18 protein-coding genes are annotated in these 21,718 nt (G+C 38.2%); 17 read left to right on the top strand and 1 reads right to left on the bottom strand.

Annotation, left to right across the window (positions count from 1 at the left end):
• Positions 1-21: 21 nt before the first annotated feature.
• The 13 genes from rpsE (at position 22) to alaS (ending at position 13,890) form a co-directional block, all read left to right on the top strand.
• Complete coding sequence (gene rpsE, locus BTR_RS07165; protein WP_005773287.1) at positions 22-570, top strand: 30S ribosomal protein S5; 549 nt, start codon at positions 22-24, stop codon at positions 568-570.
• A gap of 31 nt (positions 571-601) precedes the next feature.
• The gene (rpmD, locus tag BTR_RS07160) at positions 602-808 is read left to right on the top strand and encodes a 50S ribosomal protein L30 (protein WP_012231985.1); all 207 of its coding nucleotides are present in this window, start codon (positions 602-604) and stop codon (positions 806-808) included.
• A gap of 20 nt (positions 809-828) precedes the next feature.
• A complete protein-coding gene (gene rplO, locus BTR_RS07155; protein WP_012231984.1) occupies positions 829-1,296 on the top strand; it encodes a 50S ribosomal protein L15 in 468 nt (155 codons plus the stop codon).
• A gap of 155 nt (positions 1,297-1,451) precedes the next feature.
• Positions 1,452-2,798 (top strand): preprotein translocase subunit SecY, encoded by a 1,347-nt coding sequence (gene secY / locus BTR_RS07150; RefSeq protein WP_012231983.1) that lies wholly within the window; start codon positions 1,452-1,454, stop codon positions 2,796-2,798.
• Positions 2,795-3,373 (top strand): adenylate kinase, encoded by a 579-nt coding sequence (locus tag BTR_RS07145; RefSeq protein ID WP_012231982.1) that lies wholly within the window; start codon positions 2,795-2,797, stop codon positions 3,371-3,373. The genes secY and BTR_RS07145 overlap by 4 nt, the downstream gene beginning before the upstream one ends.
• A gap of 180 nt (positions 3,374-3,553) precedes the next feature.
• On the top strand, positions 3,554-3,922 hold the full coding sequence (gene rpsM, locus BTR_RS07140; protein ID WP_012231981.1) for a 30S ribosomal protein S13: 369 nt from the start codon (positions 3,554-3,556) through the stop codon (positions 3,920-3,922).
• 116 nt (positions 3,923-4,038) lie between these two features.
• Positions 4,039-4,428, top strand: a complete 390-nt coding sequence (rpsK, locus tag BTR_RS07135; RefSeq protein WP_005773294.1) for a 30S ribosomal protein S11 — start codon at positions 4,039-4,041, stop codon at positions 4,426-4,428.
• Between the two features lie 94 nt (positions 4,429-4,522).
• Positions 4,523-5,536, top strand: coding sequence for a DNA-directed RNA polymerase subunit alpha (locus BTR_RS07130; RefSeq protein WP_012231980.1), 1,014 nt, complete (start codon positions 4,523-4,525; stop codon positions 5,534-5,536).
• Positions 5,537-5,560: 24 nt separating this feature from the next.
• Positions 5,561-5,989, top strand: a complete 429-nt coding sequence (gene rplQ / locus BTR_RS07125) for a 50S ribosomal protein L17 (RefSeq protein WP_012231979.1) — start codon at positions 5,561-5,563, stop codon at positions 5,987-5,989.
• 271 nt (positions 5,990-6,260) lie between these two features.
• A complete protein-coding gene (locus BTR_RS07120; RefSeq protein WP_012231978.1) occupies positions 6,261-7,655 on the top strand; it encodes a DegQ family serine endoprotease in 1,395 nt (464 codons plus the stop codon).
• A gap of 7 nt (positions 7,656-7,662) precedes the next feature.
• Positions 7,663-8,982: a replication-associated recombination protein A gene (locus BTR_RS07115; protein ID WP_038474623.1), complete on the top strand. Its 1,320-nt coding sequence runs from the start codon at positions 7,663-7,665 to the stop codon at positions 8,980-8,982.
• 989 nt (positions 8,983-9,971) lie between these two features.
• A complete protein-coding gene (gene recA, locus BTR_RS07105; RefSeq protein ID WP_012231976.1) occupies positions 9,972-11,015 on the top strand; it encodes a recombinase RecA in 1,044 nt (347 codons plus the stop codon).
• Between the two features lie 208 nt (positions 11,016-11,223).
• Entirely contained in the window at positions 11,224-13,890 is a 2,667-nt protein-coding gene (gene alaS / locus BTR_RS07100) for an alanine--tRNA ligase (protein WP_012231975.1), read from the top strand.
• A gap of 707 nt (positions 13,891-14,597) precedes the next feature.
• On the opposite strand, the gene BTR_RS07095 is transcribed toward alaS, so the two are convergent.
• Positions 14,598-16,385, bottom strand: coding sequence for a glucan ABC transporter ATP-binding protein/ permease (locus tag BTR_RS07095; RefSeq protein WP_012231974.1), 1,788 nt, complete (start codon positions 16,383-16,385; stop codon positions 14,598-14,600).
• 234 nt (positions 16,386-16,619) lie between these two features.
• Here BTR_RS07095 and BTR_RS07090 point away from each other — a divergent pair, with 234 nt between their 5' ends.
• The 4 genes from BTR_RS07090 to BTR_RS07070 all read left to right on the top strand — a co-directional run bounded on the left by BTR_RS07090 (position 16,620) and on the right by BTR_RS07070 (position 20,961).
• Complete coding sequence (locus BTR_RS07090) at positions 16,620-17,603, top strand: RluA family pseudouridine synthase (RefSeq protein WP_012231973.1); 984 nt, start codon at positions 16,620-16,622, stop codon at positions 17,601-17,603.
• A gap of 779 nt (positions 17,604-18,382) precedes the next feature.
• Positions 18,383-19,390, top strand: a complete 1,008-nt coding sequence (locus tag BTR_RS07080) for an ATP-binding cassette domain-containing protein (protein ID WP_244393416.1) — start codon at positions 18,383-18,385, stop codon at positions 19,388-19,390.
• A gap of 64 nt (positions 19,391-19,454) precedes the next feature.
• Positions 19,455-20,189: an ABC-2 family transporter protein gene (locus BTR_RS07075; protein WP_012231971.1), complete on the top strand. Its 735-nt coding sequence runs from the start codon at positions 19,455-19,457 to the stop codon at positions 20,187-20,189.
• Entirely contained in the window at positions 20,173-20,961 is a 789-nt protein-coding gene (locus tag BTR_RS07070) for an ABC-2 family transporter protein (RefSeq protein WP_012231970.1), read from the top strand. The genes BTR_RS07075 and BTR_RS07070 overlap by 17 nt, the downstream gene beginning before the upstream one ends.
• Positions 20,962-21,718: the final 757 nt, after the last annotated feature.

Genomic DNA, 21,718 nt, shown 5'->3' with positions numbered 1-21,718 from the left:
GAAAAGAAAAAGGAATGAGGAATGGCACAAAAAGAACGTGGTGAGAGAGAAGAACGCGATAATGAGTTTGTCGATAGGCTCGTTCATATTAATCGTGTTGCTAAGGTTGTAAAGGGTGGTCGGCGTTTTGGTTTTGCTGCTCTTGTTGTCGTTGGAGATCAAAAAGGGCGTGTAGGTTTTGGACATGGTAAAGCCCGTGAAGTTCCAGAAGCCGTTCGTAAAGCAACGGAATCTGCAAAGCGTGGGATGATTTATGTTCCGCTTCGGTCTGGACGTACACTGCATCATGATCTTGAAGGTCGTCACGGAGCGGGGCGTGTTTTGCTCCGTTCAGCGTCTGCTGGTACGGGTATTATTGCAGGGGGACCGATGCGTGCTATTTTTGAAGCTCTTGGTATGCAGGATGTTGTTGCAAAATCACTAGGATCATCCAATCCTTATAACATGGTTCGTGCAACATTTGATGCATTGAAACATCAAATGCATCCGAGAGATATTGCTGCTCAGCGTGGTATAAAATATTCGACTTTACAGGCGCGTCGTCGCCATTTGGTCGACGTAGAAGGGTAGTTTCTGAGATTGTCAGAAAAGGAATTAGAAAATGGTTCAGAAAAAATCTCAGAGTGGTAAAACTGTGACAGTAGAGCAAATTGGAAGCCCTATTCGAAACTCACAGATTCAGCGTGCAACCTTAAAGGGTCTTGGACTCAATAAAATGCGTCGGCGGCGCGTTTTAGAAGATACACTGTGTGTACGGGGTATGATTGCTCGGGTTCGGCATCTTGTTCGCGTTATAGATGAAGATTAAGGGTTGCAGGAGTATTAGATATGAAACTCAATGAACTACGTGATTGCGAAGGTGCAACAAAAAATCGTAAGCGTATTGGGCGTGGTATTGGTTCAGGGACTGGTAAAACTGGTGGTCGCGGTGTGAAAGGGCAAAAATCCCGTTCTGGTGTTTCCTTGAATGGTTTTGAAGGTGGGCAAATGCCTATCTATCGTCGTTTACCAAAACGTGGATTTAAAAATTTCTTTTCTAAAATCTATAATGAAGTTTCACTGGGACGTATTCAGTTGGCCGTTGATACTGGTAAGTTGAATATTGAAAAGCCTGTTGATATGATTGCTTTGAAAGAGGCTGGTATTATTCGTCGCGAGAAGGATGGGGTTCGTCTTCTTTCTGATGGTGATTTGAAAGCTAAAATTACCTTTCATGTTTCTGGTGCTTCACAAGCTGCTCGTGTTAAGGTTGAAAAAGTAGGTGGTCAGGTTATTTCCCCTGAAGTTGTTGGATAATTTTTTAGTATCAGTTATGATTTAAATAAGAGGTACTATTCTTTTGAATATTTTTTGGAGAATTGTTTAAGTTCTGCAATTATTTGTGTATAAAGATATAAATTTTAGGATACTTCTGTGATTTAAAGAACTGGAGTGTGAAGTGGAGACGTTTTATGGCATCAGCAGCAGAGCAATTTGCTTCCAATATAAACTTCGGTACCTTTTCGCGTGCAACTGAATTAAAGAAACGCATCTGGTTTACTCTAGCAGCGCTTCTTGTCTATCGTTTCGGCACTTATATTTCTCTTCCAGGTATTAATATTGATGCTTTACGGCAAACATTTGAACATCATGCATCAGGTGTCCTAGGACTCTTTAATATGTTTGCTGGCGGCGCTGTTGGGCGTATGGCAATTTTTGCCTTGGGTATTATGCCTTATATATCGGCATCTATTATTGTACAATTGCTCACGTCCGTTATTCCTTCTTTGGAGACTCTTAAAAAAGAGGGTGAGATAGGTCGTAAGGTTATTAATCAATATACGCGTTATGTAACGGTCATATTGGCTATTTTGCAAGCTTTTGGTATTGCGGTTGCGCTTGAAAGCGGTATAGGGACAGGGCTTCAAATTGTTGTAGAACCAGGTCTCATGTTTCGCATCTCTTCTGTTATCACACTTGTTGGCGGAACAATGTTTCTCATGTGGCTTGGTGAGCAAATTACCTCACGCGGTGTTGGTAATGGAGTTTCTCTCATCATTTTTACGGGGATTGTAGCCAATCTTCCTTCTACTTTTGCTCAGCTTTTGACTGCACATAGTCAGGCTGATTTATCAACTTTTCTTTTAGTAACAATTGTTCTTATTGCTGTTTTGGTTATTGGACTTATTGTTTTTATAGAACGCGCGCAACGGCGAATCCTTATTCAGTACCCGAAGCGTCAGGTTGGTCATCAAATGTTTCAAGGTGATATGTCGCATCTTCCTTTAAAGTTGAATACTGCTGGTGTCATTCCGCCTATTTTTGCTTCATCTTTATTGTTATTACCCGCTACTATTAATAACTTTTCTGATAAAATGCCGCAATGGGTTCAGGCTATTTCTTATTCTCTTGGTCACGGACAGCCACTTTATATGATTATCTACGCATTTTTAATGGCATTTTTTTGCTTTTTTTATACGGCTATTGTGTTTAATCCGAGTGATACTGCGGATCAGTTGAAAAAACATTCTGGTTTTATTCCAGGAATTCGTCCAGGTGAGCGTACAGCGGAATATATTGATTATGTTTTAACGCGTATTACTGTTGTGGGTGCACTTTATATTATCTTAGTTTGTTTATTGCCTGAGTTTATGATATCGGCATTTCAAGTTCCTTTTTATCTTGGGGGAACGTCTTTGTTAATTGTTGTGACTGTTACTCTTGATACGGTCGCTCAAATCCAAGGGCATCTTGTTGCGCACCAATATGAAGGATTGATAAAAAAATCAAAACTTCGTGGAGGTAGAAGAAATCGATGAGAGTTGTTCTTTTAGGTCCTCCTGGAGCAGGGAAAGGGACGCAAGCTAAAATGTTAACTGAGGAATATAATATTCCTCATTTATCAACAGGGGATATGTTGCGTGAGGTTATTGCTAAAGAAACGGAAGTTGGTAAAAAAGCTAAAGCTATTATAAGTTCTGGTGCTTTGGTTCCTGATAGCATTGTTAATCAAATCGTATCAGATCGGATTGATGAGGCTGATTGTATAAACGGTTTTATTTTGGATGGATATCCAAGGACTGTAGGGCAGGCAGAAGCGTTACAACAGATACTTGAGTCAAAAAATATGCGGCTTGATGCTGTTATTGAGTTGTGTGTTAATGAAGACGCATTGATTGAACGTATGGAAAGGCGTGTTCAGGAGACGGTTGCGGCTGGTGGGCAGGTCCGTTTAGATGATAACCCTGTTGCTTTTGCAAAAAGATTAGTAGAATATCGTGAAAAAACCTCTCCTTTATCAAAATTTTATTCAGAGAGAGGAATGTTGAAGGTTATTGATGGAATGATTGGTATTGCTGAGGTGACACGTATAATTAAAGGTTTTCTTTCATGAGATTTTTTTGAGAAGTAAATGAAAAGAGTTGACTTTTGAGATAAAATCTATCACAAACAACTTTAATTTATTTCGGTTAAATAAGCGGATTCGGGAGAACTTTGTTCTGAGTCTATTTTTTTCTGTAAGGTACATCAGGTATTTTATAACAATTTGTCAACATAACTAAGGAGAATAGGCGTGGCTCGTATTGCTGGCGTCAATATCCCGACAAATAAGCGTGTAATTATTGCGCTTCAATATATCCACGGGATTGGACCAAAATTTGCTCAAGAAATTACTGAAAAGGTTGGCATTCCCACAGGGCGTCGTGTGCATGAGCTTTCAGATGCTGAGGTGTTGCAGATTCGTGAGGCGATAGATCAGGGCTATCAAGTTGAAGGTGATCTTCGTCGTGAAGTCGCTATGAATGTTAAGCGTTTGATGGACCTTGGTTGTTATCGTGGATTGCGTCATCGTCGGTCTTTGCCTGTCCGGGGACAGCGTACACATACAAATGCTCGTACGCGTAAGGGACCTGCTAAGGCAATCGCTGGTAAGAAGAAATAAGAAACTGTGTGAAAGGTTTTTTATATATTCTGTTTCTTGTTGAAGTCGGTTTGACAAGGAAAAGAAGGTGGAGCTGCTGATATTACGGCAGTGATGAGATCGTTGAAAGGAAAAATATGGCCAAGGAAGCCACACGTGTTCGTCGTCGCGAACGTAAGAATATTTCATCGGGTGTTGTGCATATCAATTCAACATTTAATAATACAATGATTACGATTACTGATGCTCAGGGGAATGCAATTGCGTGGTCGTCTGCTGGTGCTCAGGGTTTTAAAGGGGCGCGTAAGTCTACGCCTTTTGCCGCTCAAGTTGCTGCGGAAGATTGTGCGAGAAAAGCACAGGAACACGGTATGCGTTCTTTGGAAGTTGAGGTTTGTGGTCCTGGGGCAGGGCGTGAATCTGCTCTACGTGCGTTGCAATCTGTTGGTTTTGTCATTACTTCTATTCGTGATGTAACACCAATTCCTCATAATGGATGTCGTCCTCGGAAAAGGCGGCGTGTTTAATTGGGTGTTGTTTTTTGTTGTCGGAGATTTCTCTGATGTTCACATTGGTCGTTACGATTGAATGGTAACGGAACTAAAGAACGGGAATAAAAATATGATCCAGAAAAACTGGCAGGAACTTATTAAACCCAATAAGGTTGAATCATTTACGCATGATAATTCAAATATTATAAGCGTAATTGCTGAGCCTCTTGAGCGGGGGTTTGGCTTAACATTAGGAAATGCGCTTCGTCGTGTGTTATTGTCTTCGCTTCGTGGTGCTGCTATTACTGCTGTACAGATTGATGGCGTCTTACATGAATTTTCATCGATTCCAGGCGTTCGTGAAGATGTTACAGATATTATTCTGAATATAAAAGAAATTGCACTTCGTATGGAAGAAGAAGGACCTAAACGTCTCGTCGTTTATAAAGAGGGGCCTGGTGTTGTGAGAGCGGGGGATATCAATACCGTTGGGGATATGGAAATTCTTAATCCAGATCATGTTATCTGTACGCTTGATGAAGATGCTGAAATTCGTATGGAATTTATTGTCAACACAGGAAAGGGGTATGTTCCATCGGATCGTAATTGTGTTGATGATGGGCGCATAGGACTTATTCCAATTGATAGTCTTTATTCACCAATTCGTAAAGTGTCTTATAAAGTGGAAAATACGCGTGAAGGTCAAGTTCTCGATTATGATAAATTGACGTTAACGATTGAAACGAATGGTGCTGTTAATGGAGAAGATGCTGTTGCTTTTGCTGCACGCATTCTCCAGGATCAATTATCATTATTTATTAACTTTGAAGAACCACAGAAGGAGCCTGTTGAGGAGGCTGATTCTGAGCTTTCCTTTAATCCTGCACTTCTCAAAAAAGTGGATGAATTAGAACTTTCCGTTCGTTCGGCAAATTGTCTTAAGAATGATAATATTGTCTATATTGGTGATCTTATTCAAAAAACAGAATCTGAAATGCTTCGGACACCAAATTTTGGTCGTAAGTCATTGAATGAGATTAAAGAAGTTTTGGCATGTATGGGATTGCATCTCGGAATGGAAATTCCTGCATGGCCGCCTGAAAACATTGATGATCTTGCTAAACGTTATGAAGATCAATATTAAAATTAGAGTTTAAGGAGAGGGCTTATGCGCCATAGTAAGTCAGGCCGCAAGTTGAATCGGACTGCCAGTCACCGTAAAGCGATGTTTGCAAATATGGCAACGTCGTTGATCGAGCATGAGCAGATTGTGACAACACTTCCAAAGGCTAAGGAAATTCGTCCTATTGTTGAAAAACTTGTTACTCTTGGTAAGCGTGGTGGTTTGCATGCGCGCCGACAAGCAATTGCTGCACTTCGTGATACAGGGAAAGTGGCAAAGTTATTTGATACACTTGCGCCGCGTTATGCATCACGCAACGGTGGGTATTTGCGTATTATGAAAGCGGGATTTCGTACTGGAGATAATGCGCCTATGGCTGTTATAGAATTTGTTGATCGTGATGTTGAAGCAAAGGGTGCTGGGGATCGTGCTCGTATCGAAGCTTTAGAGAATGAAAAGGGAACAACCTCATAAGCTTTTTATTCAATTGGATTTTTTAAGGCCGCCTTGTTTTAGGCGGTTTTTTTATGCGTATTTTTAAGTTTGTTTTACTTGAGAAATAGATGGTGAGAGAAAATTATAGCATATTGAATTATTTGATTTTTATAATATTTTATTGTTTAAATGGGTTGTTTTTAGTCTCTATTATGAAATATTATTAATAGAGATCCTTTATTTGCGGGGATGTTTTTTTAGAATTCTATGAATCTTCAACAGAATGGGCTGGTTTTATAAGGAGTAGATTATGAGGTATTCTTTTTGGGTGTGGCTTTTTTGTGCGATTATGATGCTGATATCGTTTGATCATATCTATGCTCATGTTCCTCAAACAGAAAAAGAAATCACTCTTTCATTTGCTCCTTTGGTTAAAAAGACAGTACCATCCGTTGTAAATATTTATGCGGCTCGACAAATTAGAGCGCGATCACCTTTTGCGGGCGATCCATTTTTTGAGCAATTTTTTGGTCGTCTGCAAAATAATTTTCCTGTCCGTAAGCAATCATCATTAGGATCAGGCGTGATTGTTGATGCGCGTGGTTTGATTGTTACAAATTATCATGTCATTAAAGATGCAAGCGAAATTAAAGTGGCTTTTTCTGATGGGCGAGAGTTTGAGAGTAAGGTCGTGCTCAAGGATGAAGCAACGGATATTGCCATTCTTGAAGTTGATGTAAAAGATACTCAGTTTCCTGTTCTACCTTTGGGGGATTCTGATACTGTTGAAGTTGGTGATCTTGTTTTGGCTATTGGTAATCCTTTTGGTGTTGGTCAAACGGTTACAAGTGGTATTGTTTCAGCGCAAGCGCGTACACGTGTTGGGATTTCCGACTTTGACTTTTTTATTCAAACAGATGCAGCCATTAATCCAGGAAACTCTGGTGGCGCTTTAATTGATATGAAGGGGCAATTAATCGGAATTAATACGGCTATTTATTCGCGTTCCGGTGGCTCTGTAGGGATTGGTTTTGCTATTCCAGTTAATCTTGTAAAAGTGATGCTTGCTACTGTTAAACGCGGTGGAAAATATTTTGTTCCGCCTTATATTGGGGCATCCTTTCAAAATGTTACTCCTGATATTGCTGGTGGTTTAGGTTTAGAACGTCCCTATGGGGCTCTTATTATTGAAATTATCAAAGACAGTCCTGCTGAAAAAGCTGGCTTGAAAGTAGGTGATGTTATTTTGAGTGTGCAGGGGGTGCGCGTTGATAATCCAGATAGTCTTGGGTATCGTTTGATGACGGCTGACGTGGGTCATAGCCTTGCTTTGGAATATTTACGAAGTGGCAAAACTTTAAAAACACAAATAATGGTTGCATCAATATCGGAAACTGCATCTGTAAAATCTGAAAAAATTACGGGTGATAGTCCTCTTGCTGGTGCTGAAGTGTTAGATTTAACACCGCAAAATAGTCGACGGTTTCATCTTCCTATATCGGCAAAAGGTGTTGTGATTACCGATCTTGATGAAATGAGCAATGCTTCTGGAATTTTTCGGCCCGGAGATATCTTACGTGTTGTAAATGGCCATAAAATTCAAACAGTTCATCAGTTGAAAAAGGTTCTTATGCAGACGCGTTCACGTACTTGGCAATTGGAATATGAACGTGATGGTATGTATATTCGCCAATTTATTCGTTGAGGTTTTTTTGAAGAAAGATTTTTTTACTTCGTCGTTTGATCCTAAAGTTAATAAAAATCAGCCACTTGCAGAAAGAATGCGTCCTTGTTCTCTCAATGAAGTTGTGGGACAAAAGCATTTAATTGGAGAAGATGGTTTGCTTTCACGGATGGTGGCAGCGGGCTCAATTGGATCGCTGATCTTTTGGGGACCTCCAGGGACGGGAAAAACAACAGTTGCACGCTTGTTAGCACTTGAAACAAATTTCGCGTTTGAACAAGTTTCTGCTATTTTTACAGGCGTTTCTGAACTTAAAAAGATTTTTGAAGTTGCACAGAGGCGTTTTATGTCTGGGGATAAAACGCTTCTCTTTGTTGATGAAATTCATCGGTTTAATCGTGCACAGCAGGATAGTTTTCTTCCTGTGATGGAAAATGGTACTGTAGTACTTATCGGTGCAACGACCGAAAATCCTTCTTTCGAACTTAATGCTGCTCTTCTTTCGCGTGCACGGGTTTTAACATTTTTTTCTCATGATCATGAAAGTTTAGGCATGCTTTTGAAGCGTGCTGAAGAGGTGGAAGGAAAGCTTCTTCCCTTGGATGATGGTGCTAGAGACGTTTTGATAGGGATGTCTGATGGTGATGCACGGGTAGCATTGACATTAGCAGAGGAAGTTTGGTCTGTTGCGCGCTCGGAAGAAATTCTTGATGCTGGTGCTTTGCAAAAAGTTATCCAGCGTCGTGCACCTATTTATGATAAAGGACGAGATGGACACTATAATCTCATTTCAGCGTTGCATAAATCTGTTCGTGGCTCTGATCCTGATGCGGCACTTTATTATTTAGCACGTATGTTAGATGCTGGTGAAGATCCTCTCTATATTGGGCGAAGATTGGTTCGTATGGCTGTTGAAGATGTTGGTTTGGCAGATCCTCAAGCTCTTGTCATTTGTAATGCGGCAAAAGATGCTTATGATTATTTAGGATCACCAGAAGGAGAGTTGGCTTTGGCACAGGCATGTCTTTATGTTGCAACTGCACCAAAGTCGAACGCGACATATCTCGCGTATAAAGCAGCACTGCGTTGTGCACGCAAAAATGGTTCTTTACCGCCTCCTAAACATATCCTTAATGCAGCGACGAAATTAATGAAGGAAGAAGGGTATGGAGATGGTTATTGTTATGACCATGATGAACCAGATGCTTTTTCAGGACAAGAATATTTTCCTGAAAAACTTGGGCGACAGAGTTATTATAAACCAGTTGAGCGTGGATTTGAGCGTGAAATTGTGAAACGTCTTGAATGGTGGAAACAATTGCGCCAAAAACGTAAAAATCAACAATAGAATTTGAGTTGAAGCACATTTTTTATTGATCTTGGATTTATTTTTTATCCCTCATGTCACCGTATGAACAAGTTAGTTTATATTTTAAACACTTGTTGCATTGTTCGTAGAACAATTTTTTTTGAAACGCATATCTTTTTATGGATTCATAATTTAAGAAATCTGTCATTCAACTCTTAAAGCTGTTTTATTTTTGTGATTTTAATTTGAGTAAGATATTAATTTATATTGATATTTAACTGTTTTATATGTTGAATGAGAGCCCCCAAATACCGTATGATCCTCTCATTCCAAATCTAATCAATCAAAACCATTCGCTTGTACGTTACAAGCGGGATTAACGCGTGATAAAAACTGTACAATAAAAAACTAAAATGACCTTATGAATCGTTTCAAATATCATGAGTTGTCGCAATATTAGAGGCTGGAAAAGTATGCCATGGTGTAAAGATGCCGTACTGAGTTGTTCCAAGCATAAAGATGTTGGTGCTCAATGGATTTTACAGTATATCATTTACGGGCGTTATCACGAAACGGGGGTGACGAGCGTTGAAAGATGTTTTTTTTCCAACCAGTGCGTGGATATGCAACACAAAGGTGTTCTGTTCTTTGATGTAATAGGGGGTTGTTTTTATTGATGATGTGTTTTGTGTGATTAAGGGAAGAATTTTTTCTTTAGGGGCTTAACTAAAGGGGGAAGGAGAAAGGTTAAACATTATGTTGAAATTTAAATTGTTGCTTTTCTAGAGAGAGATAAATGTGTTAACTTGCTCTCCTATAGAAGTATTATTTTATTTGGATTCTATGTTGTGTCATAAAACAAAGAGGGCCAGTTCTTTATTTTGATGGTCATGATATGTTATAGACATAACGTGGGGATAGAGATGGGAATAGTCTGTGAACATCTAAACTCAAGGCTTTAGTTAAATTAAAAGTACAGTGTACACTTTGAAGTGTTAGATTATTATGAATCGGTCAAGGATATAATCGTGGATAAAACAAAAGCTCTCGATGCTGCTCTCTCACAAATTGAACGTTCTTTTGGTAAAGGCTCGATTATGCGTCTTGGGCAAAAAGAGCAAGTTGTTGAAATTGAAACAGTTCCAACAGGGTCATTATCCTTGGATATTGCTTTAGGGATTGGTGGGTTACCGAAGGGGCGTATTGTAGAGATCTATGGACCAGAAAGTTCTGGGAAGACAACATTGGCTCTGCATGCTATTGCTGAGGCACAGAAAGGGGGAGGAATTTGTGCTTTTATTGATGCTGAACATGCGCTTGATCCTATTTATGCGCGTAAGCTTGGGGTTGATTTAGAGAATTTGTTCATTTCTCAACCGGATACCGGTGAACAGGCATTGGAAATTACAGAGACGTTAGTTCGTTCTGGTGCCGTTGATGTGCTTGTTGTGGATTCTGTTGCAGCTTTAACACCGCGAGCAGAAATTGATGGTGAAATGGGCGACGCTTTACCAGGATTACAAGCGCGATTGATGAGCAAAGCTTTGCGAAAACTTACGGCTTCTATTTTTCGTTCTAACTGTATGGTGATTTTTATTAATCAAATTCGCATGAAAATTGGTGTGATGTTTGGTTCGCCTGAAACAACTACAGGGGGAAATGCTTTAAAGTTTTATGCTTCTGTTCGTTTGGATATTCGCCGTATTGGGTCTATTAAAGATCGGGATATGATTGTTGGCAATCAGACCCGCGTTAAAGTTGTGAAGAATAAGTTGGCTCCTCCCTTCAAACAGGTTGAGTTTGATATTATTTATGGGGAAGGTATTTCCAAGCTAGGTGAATTGATTGATTTAGGAGTCAAAGTGGGTATCGTGGAGAAATCTGGCTCGTGGTTTTCTTATAATTCTCAACGTTTAGGGCAGGGACGTGAAAATGCGAAGCAGTTTTTGCGCGAACATGCGGAAATAGCGGCAGAAATTGAAACGGCTTTGCGTCAAAATGCAGGTTTGATTGCGATTGAATTGTTAGAAAATGCAGGGTCAGAAAATACAGAAGGCGATGAAGTCATTTGATAGAGCGTTTTTTCGTCTATAATTTTTTCATTTAAGATTTTTTCTGTTTTTATTTGTTTAAGTTTTTTAATATACAGCCATTTTTTCTCAATTTTTTTGAACAAATAGTCCATTCTTTGATTAAATTGACTCCATGCGTGGCAAAGAGAATATTTAATGAGAGGGATTTTTCTTTTATGGTTTTATGCGGTATTCTGCAGGTGTATATATGAATAGTGTTAATAATATCCGGTCAACATTTTTGGATTATTTTCATCGTAATGGGCATCAAGTTCTTTCTTCTAGTCCACTTGTTCCACGCAATGATCCTACACTTATGTTTACAAATGCAGGGATGGTGCAGTTTAAAAATGTTTTTACTGGACTTGAACAGCATCTTTATAAAAAGGCTACAACGGCACAAAAATGTGTTCGTGCGGGTGGAAAACATAATGATCTTGATAATGTTGGTTATACGGCGCGCCATCATACATTTTTTGAAATGCTGGGTAATTTTTCTTTCGGCGATTATTTCAAAGAAGAAGCCATCTTTTTATCATGGGATCTTTTAACAAAGGAATTTTGCCTCCCAAAAGATAAATTGTTGGTAACCGTTTATCAGAGTGATGATGTTGCTGCTGAATTATGGCGTAAAATCTCAGGTCTTCCAGATGAGAAAATCGTTCGTATTGCGACAGCTGATAATTTTTGGGCGATGGGTGATACAGGTCCTTGCGGTCCTTGTTCGGAGATTTTTTATGATCATGGTGATGAAATTTGGGGTGGTCCTCCTGGAAGTATGGAAGAAGATGGTGATCGCTTTATTGAGATTTGGAACCTTGTTTTTATGCAGTATGAGCAGCTTTCTAAGGAAGAGCGTGTTGATTTGCCTCATCCTTCTATCGATACCGGTATGGGGTTAGAGCGTATTGCTGCTGTTTTACAGGGTGTTCATGATAATTATGACATTGATCTTTTTCGTGTATTAATTGGAGCATCAGAAAAGATAACAGGGATTAAGGCAACGGGGGATTTTGTGGCGAGCCATCGTGTTATTGCTGATCATCTTCGCTCATCTGCATTTTTGATTGCGGATGGTGTTCTTCCTTCCAATGAGGGAAGGGGATATGTTTTACGTCGCATTATGCGTCGTGCTATGCGTCATGCGCATCTTCTTGGTGCTAAAGAACCTTTAATGTGGCAGCTTTTGCCTGCTCTCATCTGCGAAATGGGACAAGCTTATCCCGAATTGGTGCGAGCTGAATCTTTGATTTCGGAAACTTTAAAATTAGAAGAAATACGTTTTCGTAAAACGCTTGAACGGGGACTAGGTTTGTTAAATGAAGAAAGTGCCAAGCTTAAGGAAGGGGATCATTTAAATGGTGAAGTTGCTTTCAAGCTTTATGATACCTATGGTTTTCCACTTGATTTGACGCAGGATGTGCTTCGGCGTCGTGGAATATCTGTTGATGTTGATGCCTTTGATAAAGCAATGGAACGCCAGAAAGAAGAAGCCCGTGCCCATTGGTCTGGTTCAGGTGAAGCTGTAACAGAGACAATTTGGTTTTCCGTTCGTGATCAGGTAGGGGTTACAGAATTTTTAGGTTATGAAACAGAAAAAGCTGAAGGTATTATTACAGCTCTTGTGTGTGATGGTAAAATTGTTGATGAGGTTTCTTCAGGGCAGAAAGCTATTCTTGTGCTAAATCAGACTCCTTTTTATGGTGAATCTGGTGGGCAAATTGGTGATAGCGGTATCATTTCTGGTGAAGATTTTATTTTTGAAGTGCATGATACTCAGAAAAAAGCTGATGGTGTTTTTATTCATCTTGGAAAAGTTAAATCTGGTCATGCCAAGATCTCTGATTGTGTGCAATTAACCGTTGACGTTGTGCGTCGTAAAAAAATCCGCGCCAATCATTCTGCTACCCATTTATTACACGAGGCTTTACGTCAAGTATTGGGATCTCATGTGACTCAAAAGGGTTCTCTTGTATCGCCAGAACGGTTGCGTTTTGATTTTTCGCATCCAAAATCTGTTTCTTTGGAAGAATTAAAAAAAATAGAAGATTTAGCCAATGAGATTGTTTTGCAAAATAATAAAGTGACAACGCGCCTCATGGCTGTCGATGAGGCAATTTCTGAAGGAGCAATGGCACTCTTTGGGGAAAAATATGAAGATGAAGTTCGCGTTGTTTCTATGGGGGCGCCACTTGAACAGGGAGGATTAAAAAAGCATTGGTCAATTGAGCTTTGTGGAGGGACACATGTGGAAAGAACAGGCGATATTGGCTTGATTCATATTGTTTCTGAAAGTTCGGTTTCAGCTGGGGTGCGGCGTATTGAAGCTTTAACAGGTGCAGCAGCGCGTCTTTATCTTTGTCGCCAAGATGTACGTATCCGTGAAATTTCCGATCTTTTAAAAACTTCTTCTTCTGATTTAGAAGAACGGGTGAGGAGTTTGCTTGATGAGCGTCGTAAATTTGAAAAAGAGTTGAATGATGTACGCAAGAAAATGGTGTTGAATGGGAAAATAACAGAAAGTGGTCAAGGTGATATTACCATCATCAATGGACTTTCTTTTATGAGACACATTGTCAAAAATATTTTGCCACGGGATCTTAAGGCACTCGTTGATGCTGGGAAAAAACAGATTGGGTCTGGGGTCGTTGCTTTTATCACTATTTCAGAAGATGGAAAAGGGAGTGCTGTTGTTGGTGTTACGGATGATTTAACGGATAAACTCAATGCTGTTGATCTTGTTCGTATTCTTTCAAATGTGCTTGGTGGTCAAGGTGGAGGTGGCCGTTCTGATATGGCGCAGGCTGGTGGTCCTGACGGGAACAAAGCTAATGAAGCCTTTGCAGCACTAAAAGATTTTCTTGAAAAAACTTAAAAAATAAAAACCTTTCTCATAAGTGTTTTTTACATTTTTATGTTGGAAGAGCGTTTAAGAATTACGAATATCTGTCTGGTGTATTGGCTGAAATGCCGATACCGTCTCATTGAGAGAGAGATAAAATCGTAAGGATGTAAAGATAAAGAAACAGTGTTCGTTAGCGAGATGATTATGCGATGCTTCATTGCTTTTGTTTATCTTCATGCTTTTTTGTGAGATAGATAGATCATACCTTTTATGAAGAATAGTATCTATTATATTGGTTTTAAAAGAAATCTCTCTCTCCTTTTTCAAAAGAGGAATTGTGAAGAGGATAACGCAAAATTTATTGCATAACAGTTTTTTTTAGCTTATGAAGTTATAGGTTATCGTTTTCTCGCTTTCAGATTGCTTAAATTATTGCTCGCTCTTCATAAGAAGTCCATTTTTTTAGAGTCGTTTTATTGGTTCCCTTTGTGGATTGTGTGTAAGAGAAAAGTTTTTTATTGCAAATTACAAAACGTATATTAATGATATAAATCAATTAAATACTGCATAAAACTAAATATTTATATTAATTTAGGTTTTTCTATGTGCTATTTATTGCCGCATTAAAAATAGATTATGGCATTCTTAGAATTTTTTTCATTTAAACGAAAAAAGCATTTTTGCAATGTCTTGCATTGAGATATTTTTTTGCATGAGGTTTGTGAAGAGTGTGATTTTTATGATGCTATGGCTTCATGTAAGGGGATGATGTTTTCATTTTCTCCTTCTCTTTCTGGTGGTGTGATTGCTAAACCGCTTGCTTTTAAAAATTCAGAAAAACGGCCTCCTTTATCGATCAATTCTTGAAAGTGTCCTTTTTCAATTAAGGAACCATTTTCCAGAAAGAGTATCATATCAGCATTGCGTACTGTTGAGAGGCGATGTGCTATAATGAAAGTGGTGCGGTTATGGCTTATGCAATCAAGAGCCTCTTTGACACGTGCTTCTGTTTCAACATCAAGAGCACTTGTTGCTTCATCTAAAATAAGAATAGGGGCATTTTTTAAAACAGCGCGTGCAATTGCTAAGCGTTGTTTTTCTCCGCCTGATAGTTGAGATCCTCGTTCGCCCACCATTGTGTTATAACAATCAGCTTTTTTTAGAATAAAATCGTGCGCTTCTGCTATTTTTGCTGCTTCACAAAGTTCTTCGTTTGTTGCATTTTCTTTTCCTATTGAGATATTATCACGAATACTACGGTTGAAAAGACCCGCATCTTGAAAAACTGTTGCTAGAGAGTGGCGTAAAGATTCGCGATTGATCGAGCTTATGTTTATTCCATCAATGGAGATATGCCCCAAAGTAGGGTCGTATACGCGCTGCAACAGATTGATTAATGTTGTCTTTCCAGCCCCTGTTGGTCCTACAATCGCAATCGTTTGTCCTGCTTTCACTTCAAAGGAAATGTCAAAAACACCTTGAGAAGAATTTGGGAATTTATAAGTAACGTGATGAAATTGTATGGCTCCCTTAACATTTTGGAGGGAAGGGAGATTTTGTGGTTCGTTGATAGGGAAGGTTGAGTTTTCCATTTCAAAAAATTCTTGCAATTTTGCTTGTGAGGATATTGCACAATGAATAAAATTGCTCATTTGATCGAGACGGCTAATCATAAGTTGTGCAAATCCAACAAAAGCAACGACTTCACCTACTCTTAATTGATCTTTTGCAACAAAAAAAGCTCCAAGAAGAAGAACACAAACGATTGAAACTGTTGAAGCCATTCGATTTAAGCCACTGGCGAGTGCCCACCAATTGAGAACAGGATTTTGTGCTTTAAGTAGAGCATTTGTATGTTGATGCAGTATGGATGTTTCTTCTTTTATTCGGCTATAACTTTGTACAATAGAAACATTAGAGATTGAATCACTGACATGGTTAAAAAGGTTATGATGATAGCATTCTACAGCGGCTTGTCCTTCTTTTGTTTTTCGCATCACTAAACGTGCAATTAAGACATAGATGACGGCAAGTACAACCAAGACTATTGAAAGACGCCAATTCATGTGAAAGGCTGTGGGGATGAGAACCAATAAGGCGACAAGCGTTGAGAGATGTTGGCGCATAAAATCAAGCCATATGGTTGACATGGAGTCTATTGCACGCAAAAGTGTGTGGAGAGCGTTAGACGTTCCGCGTTGTTGATGCCAAATTAAAGGCATGGCAATGATGCGTTCAAAAGATTCTGTTAAAACCGTTAAACGGCGTCTATGGGCTAAGCGGTCTGCACCACGAGCTACAAGGACATAAGCGATAATATGGGAAAGACCGAAACAAACCCAAATGGCGAGGGTAGGGATGATTCCTGATTTTTCTGCAATGGAGTCAATAACGTGTCCAAATAAAATAGGTTCTGCAATGGCGATAATAGCCAACATAACATTAGCGGTACAGATTAAAAGGGATGCATTTTTTTCTCTGTTTAGGTAACTGAGAACACGTGTATAGGTTTTGAATAAGGACACTGTTAATGACCTCCATTCGCTGTTAAGCGTAAAGGCTGTTTTATAATACTTGAATTTCTAGCTAATAAAATTTGAACATTAAGAAAAGGCAATTTTGGATACTTATTGTAATATGGTGTGATAAAGCTAACGAAAATATGAATTTTTGTGTTCATAAGGGTGAAAAAATAGATCAATAAAATTATCAGGCAAAAAATATTGGGCAGGGAAAAATTATCAGGTAAGGGAGCTTTCATGGCAGGCGTAGAAATAAAAAAGGTTGAGACAGACGAAAATGGAATGCGCTTAGACCGTTGGTTTAAAGTGCATTATCCAGGACTTGGGTTTGGAGCTTTGCAAAAATTGTTGCGTTCTGGTCAGATACGGGTTGATGGTGGACGTGTTAAAGCCGATACGCGTCTTTGTATGGGGCAGTCTGTTCGTGTTCCACCTCTCCCTCTTGATAATATGATAAGTCTTCCAATAACGGATAAAACACTTCGTGGGCAGGATGATGGGACCATTTTGAAAAAAATGCTGCTCTATGAAGATCCAAAGGTCTTTGTTTTTAACAAACCAGCAGGTCTCGCTGTACAAGGTGGCTCTGGTTTAACACGTCATATAGACAGTATGCTTGAGGTATGGCGCAATAAAAAAGGTGAAAAGCCGCGTTTGGTTCATCGTCTTGATCGTGAAACATCAGGTGTGCTTATTGTTGCGCGCTCAAGGGGAGCTGCTCAGGCCTTAACAGCTGCTTTTAGAGAGCGAGAAACAAAAAAGACTTATTGGGCGTTGGTTCGAGGGGTTCCTAAAAAAAAGCAGGACAAAATCTCAACGTGGATGGTTAAGGAGATGACTGCACAAGGTGACAAAATGCGTGTTTGTGACCATGGTGAGCCAGATTCCCATCATGCGGTTTCCTACTATCGCGTTTTAGATACGCGAGGGCGGACTCTTTCGTGGCTTGAAATGGAACCTTATACGGGGAGAACACATCAGCTTCGTGTGCATGCTGCCTATATGGATCATCCTATCATTGGCGATTCAAAGTATTTTTTTTCTGATAGTAATTGGACATTACCAGGAGGAATTCAAAACCGCCTTCACCTTCATGCACGTCGTATTCGTATTCCTCATCCTTCAGGTGGTATATTGGATATTATTGCACCTTTACCACCCCATATGGTCCAAAGTTTTAATCTTTTGTCTTTTAATGAGCATGATGCTGAAACAGAATAAAAAACTTCATTTGTGTTTTTTTGATTGATAAAAATTTTGTCTGTAAATTTGATGAGATGGATAGAGCATCATTAGAAGAGAGCTTTAGTAATCGCTAAGAGAAAATGGTGTTTTGCATGATGAATTTTCTTTCTACAGTTCTTTATCCATATTGATTGTATTGTTATTTCTAGATAGGGTGTATTTTTAATAATCTAAGCTTATGAAGGTATTCCTTTGAATTATCTGCAGAGGGGTTGTATATTGGGGAGAGGTGTATGTTGAGGAAGATGAATGAGATAAAATCTGAAGACATTTATTGAAATGTGTAAAGGCGATTTTTAATCTTTTTATAGAGAATAATTGAATCCTTTTACAGGAATTCTTAAGGGAGCAGCATCTCAAAAAAAATCTTGTTTTCAAGCAGGTTTGTTCTGTTATCTGTGTGGTGTGAATACTTATTATAGATTTATGGTTTATATCTTTGTCTACACAATGAGAATTTATGAGCAAAGTGCTTCTTTCAATTACAATATTTTTCTGTTTACTTCATTTATCTGAATTTATTCGAAAGATTATCTTTCACAAGAGAAGAAACAAGTTTTTAGTAGCTTAATGCTTCATTGAAGATTTATCACATTGAAGATGCCATACTAAAAATTGGCGATTAAAGTGTCAGCTGCTTTTTATTGCTCTAAGGCGTGGGGGATTTTAACAGTGAACAAAACTAGATATTCAGAGATTATGGGAATGTTCCAAGAGGGGCTAAGTTGAAATGAGGAGGACTGATGGGATCATTATTGATTGATGTTAATAACGTCTCAAAAATATACCGCAGCATAGACAGAGGAACTGGTGTTACAAACAAAATTCTTTCTCTCTTTAAGCCAGTATATACAAATTATCACGTGCTGAAAGATATCAGTTTTACTCTGTTTTCAGGACAATCTCTTGCTATCCTTGGAGCGAATGGGGCAGGTAAATCGACACTGATTAAAATACTTTCTGGTATACAAGCCGTTGATAAGGGGAGTGTTAAAGTCCTAGGATCTAATCCCTATAAAACTAAGAAAGATCTGTTTAAGCAGTTGGGTGTGGTCTTTGGTCATAAGAGTTGTTTATGGTGGGATTTACCACTACGTTACAGTTTGGATATGATTCAACCATTATATGGTCTTGAACGAACTTCTTTTGTCCGTGATCTTAAAGAAATTACAGAATTGTTAGGACTTGAGCCTATCATGGATAAGCCAGTGCGGATGCTGAGTTTGGGTGAGAGAGTCAAAAGTGAATTGGCTTTTAATTTATCGTTTAGACCTAAATTGTTGTTCTTAGATGAGCCAAGTATTGGTCTTGATATTACTTCTAAGCACGAAATCAGGGAACTGCTTACAAAACTCAAAAAAGAGCGAGGTATGGGATACATCATCACAAGTCATGATATGGGGGATATTGATGGCTACGTTGATGATATTCTTCTATTGCATAAAGGAAAAAAACAATTTTACGGTGATCTTAATACCTTTAAAAATATGCTTCCTTCTTTGGTGCGCGTGACATTTTTTTGTGAACATTTGCAAGCGCTTTCTGCTGCTGTAAAGAGAATGGATGAACTTTCGTTAAAATTGTCTGCGCCTTTAAAAGATAAAAAACTGAACAATGAAGAATGCTCACTGGAGATTTCGTTGTCCCGTGGAGATTATTCATATTTCATACGGGAAATGACAACTCAATTCAACGGTACATTCTCTGTGTCTACTCCCTCACTTGAAGAGATGCTTCGTGTTAAATTTAAAGAATTTACTTAATCATTGCTCTGGCATGTTTTTCTATGCAAGGAATGGATTACTCACTGTTCTAAGTGATAGAGCCATGTTTTTTACGGATATTGTTATTGGGACACTTTCGCCATTTATTATTCAACTTCTATTATGGAATGCACTTTTTTCTGATACGGTCAACACCATAAATGGCTTTAGCTTTTATGATATGATGTATTATTACGCATTTGCTTTAGTCTTAGGACGCTTAAATAACGGTTATAATGTGATTAAGTTTTTTTCTCATCACGTTAAAGAAGGTCAATTAGAAGTCTATCTCACAAAGCCATTCCAATATATGACACAAATGCTTTTTACCTTTTTGGGTGAGAGTGTATTATATAGCATCCCGTTATTGGCTCTTTTTGTTGTAAAGCTTGTTTTATCCTATGAAAATATTTTTGGATTGTTTATCGCTTTTCTGTTCTTTTTTCTGGTTGTTATTCTATCACAATTGCTTTGTTTTTTACTTTCTTTTGGAATTGCCTTATTAAGTTTTTGGGTGATTGAGTACAATATATTACTTTCATTGAGTATTGTCAGTTCGGCGCTTCTTGGGGGTGTTCTTTTACCACCATCTTTTTGGCCGGTGTGGCTTATTCCGCTTATGCAATTTAATCCTTATCGTTTTATGATATCAGCGCCTGCCGAATTTTTCTCGACACAAAATTTAGCGTTGTTTCAGCAGTTTATTTTCGGAAGTTTTGCTTATATTTTGTGTCTTTTATTCTTAATTCATATTGCTTGGAATAAAGGAATGAAAGCCTATAATGGAGCAGGTGGCTGAGATGAAAATAATTCTTCATTTTATCAGCCTGAATATCCGCCGACAAATTGTTTATGGTAAGAATTTGACTGGGGAGTTTATTCTTTCTTTGTGCTATTATTTTATTCAATTCATATTTATTGATAGAATATCTTCTTTTTCAGGAAGAATTGGTAACTATAGCAGAGATGAGATTCATCTTATCTTTGTGGTGTTTGTTTTACTTGGGATATTTTTGAATATTTTTACTCATTCTATTGAAACGTTTTTTGAAAAAGTAGCGGATGGTAAAATTGAGCCATACTTGATAAAGCCTGTTTCAATCTGGTTGTTGATGTTGTTTGGTTGGTGTAAACCACTTAATCTGATCAAGCTATTTGTTCTTTATGTGAGTGCCTATTTATTCGTATCATTACCGGATATGTCTGATCTTAAGCATAGATGGATCTCTTTTATTGTTGCAATATTTTGTGTTTTTATCGTCAATATTTGTTTTTTCATGATGTTTAATTTTGTAACATTTGTTACCAGTCGTAAGATGCCAGTCGAATATTTTCATGAAATGATTTACGAGCTTTCATTTGTCCCAATAGGAATTTATCCTTTAAATTTTGTAAAATGGCTTTTGTTTATGCTTCCCATGGCTTTTTCTGCTTCTTTGCCTGTGTCCCTGTTGCTTGGTAAAGGCGAATGGAATATTGAATATCTTCTGTTGAGCGCTTTTCTTTCCATTGCTATGACTTTTATAAGTTATAAGAAAACAATTCGTCAATTTAATGGATTAGGGGGATGAGATGAACGTTAACCTGATTATAAAAATAAAAAATTGAGTGAATAATTCTATTGTGCCATAAATTATCGTTATTTATGCCGGCGATATAAGGCATATGAAATTTGCACATGAGGCTTTTTGTTAGATATATTGACGCGTGAGATCGGCTGTGTTTCCATAGCTGCGAGCAAAGAATTTATAAAAGAAATCAGAGAGTTGAATTGCTTGCTTTTAGATCAATTTTGGTTTGAGTTTAGATGGCAGCTTGATGACAAAAACCAATGATAAGGTAGTGTCAAGATTACTTCATAATACGGCTGGATTTGTTCTTGTTGCGGTTATGTTACTAAAAAATTGTCAAAGACGGGTGATTTTTACATGGGCAGAATGTGGTTATTCGTGTGGATTTTATTCGTGCAATATATTGTTATGTTGGTGATTTTTTTCTTAAATAATAAGAAAATTGACTGAGTAAAGTTTCTAAGCCGCCCGATAGAAAGGACAAGATGCGGTCGATAATCGCCTGAAAAATAACAGAGCTTACTAAGCTAGAAAGCACAAAACAATAGTAACTAGCTTGAGTTCAATATCATCATAAATATGTTTCTAGTGTTTTTTGTAAATCAAGAGAGAAGTCCTAATTTTTCGTACGCATGGCTCATTTGATTTTATGATTTTGTTTAAGATAAAGAGAGATTAATGTGCTATATTTTAATAGTATTATTATTCAATTAAAATATACATTTTGTATAAATATAATACAAACATAATGTATTTG

Origin of the sequence: Bartonella tribocorum CIP 105476 (genome assembly GCF_000196435.1) — a bacterium.
Taxonomy (GTDB): domain Bacteria; phylum Pseudomonadota; class Alphaproteobacteria; order Rhizobiales; family Rhizobiaceae; genus Bartonella; species Bartonella tribocorum.
Note: the sequence above shows the minus strand (reverse complement) of the source record. Positions and strands in the feature narration are given on the sequence as shown.

Excerpts from the sequence above, each read along its gene's own strand:
- BTR_RS07070 (WP_012231970.1), top strand. The coding sequence starts at position 20,173 with ATGGAGCAGGTGGCTGAGATGAAAATAATTCTTCATTTTATCAGCCTG.
- rpsE (WP_005773287.1), top strand. The coding sequence starts at position 22 with ATGGCACAAAAAGAACGTGGTGAGAGAGAAGAACGCGATAATGAGTTT.
- BTR_RS07145 (WP_012231982.1), top strand. The coding sequence starts at position 2,795 with ATGAGAGTTGTTCTTTTAGGTCCTCCTGGAGCAGGGAAAGGGACGCAA.
- rpsK (WP_005773294.1), top strand. The coding sequence starts at position 4,039 with ATGGCCAAGGAAGCCACACGTGTTCGTCGTCGCGAACGTAAGAATATT.
- alaS (WP_012231975.1), top strand. The coding sequence starts at position 11,224 with ATGAATAGTGTTAATAATATCCGGTCAACATTTTTGGATTATTTTCAT.
- secY (WP_012231983.1), top strand. The coding sequence starts at position 1,452 with ATGGCATCAGCAGCAGAGCAATTTGCTTCCAATATAAACTTCGGTACC.
- BTR_RS07075 (WP_012231971.1), top strand. The coding sequence starts at position 19,455 with ATGTTTTTTACGGATATTGTTATTGGGACACTTTCGCCATTTATTATT.
- BTR_RS07090 (WP_012231973.1), top strand. The coding sequence starts at position 16,620 with ATGGCAGGCGTAGAAATAAAAAAGGTTGAGACAGACGAAAATGGAATG.
- rpmD (WP_012231985.1), top strand. The coding sequence starts at position 602 with ATGGTTCAGAAAAAATCTCAGAGTGGTAAAACTGTGACAGTAGAGCAA.
- rplQ (WP_012231979.1), top strand. The coding sequence starts at position 5,561 with ATGCGCCATAGTAAGTCAGGCCGCAAGTTGAATCGGACTGCCAGTCAC.
- BTR_RS07120 (WP_012231978.1), top strand. The coding sequence starts at position 6,261 with ATGAGGTATTCTTTTTGGGTGTGGCTTTTTTGTGCGATTATGATGCTG.
- rplO (WP_012231984.1), top strand. The coding sequence starts at position 829 with ATGAAACTCAATGAACTACGTGATTGCGAAGGTGCAACAAAAAATCGT.
- BTR_RS07130 (WP_012231980.1), top strand. The coding sequence starts at position 4,523 with ATGATCCAGAAAAACTGGCAGGAACTTATTAAACCCAATAAGGTTGAA.